This window comes from Streptomyces beijiangensis (assembly GCF_017315755.1).
In the GTDB taxonomy this organism is placed as follows: Bacteria; Actinomycetota; Actinomycetes; order Streptomycetales; family Streptomycetaceae; genus Streptomyces; species Streptomyces beijiangensis.
The window spans coordinates 1-488 of record NZ_JAFLRJ010001218.1; the positions used below are offsets into that span (position 1 = coordinate 1).

The 488-nt window shown below is 76.6% G+C and carries 1 pseudogene; it reads right to left on the reverse strand.

What is annotated here, in order from left to right:
• A pseudogene (locus J0695_RS41235) lies at positions 1-488 on the reverse strand (serine/threonine protein kinase); the annotation flags it as partial.

Genomic DNA, 488 nt, shown 5'->3' on the forward strand with positions numbered 1-488 from the left:
GCTGGTCCTGGGGCTGCTGCCGGCCGCGCTGCGGGCGGTGGCGCAGGGGGTCCTGGCCGGGGTCCAGGTACTGGACCTGGGTCTGCTCGTTGCGGTCGCGCGCCGCCTGGAGCTGGCTCTGCCACGGGTGCGGACCGTCGGGCTGCGCGGGCTGGCCCGGCGGCTGGTTCGGCATGACCGCGGTGGGGTCGGCCGTCGGGCGCGGCGGGGTGTTGGGCATGACGCTGGTGCGCGCGTTCGGGTCGTACGAGGCCGCGTTGGTGGGCAGCACCTGGGTGGGGTCGGCCGCGCCCGGCATGCTGGGGACCGTCGTGGGCGACAGGTCGGGGGCGAGCAGGGCTGCGACGCCGAGGGCCGCGTCGACCTGGGCGGGGCTGGAGTGGACTCCGACACCGGCGGCGACCGTACGCAGTCCGCGCGCCAGGTTCTCGGCGCTCGGGCGGCGGTCCGGGTTCTTGGAGAGGCAGCGCTCGATGACCGTCCAGAGG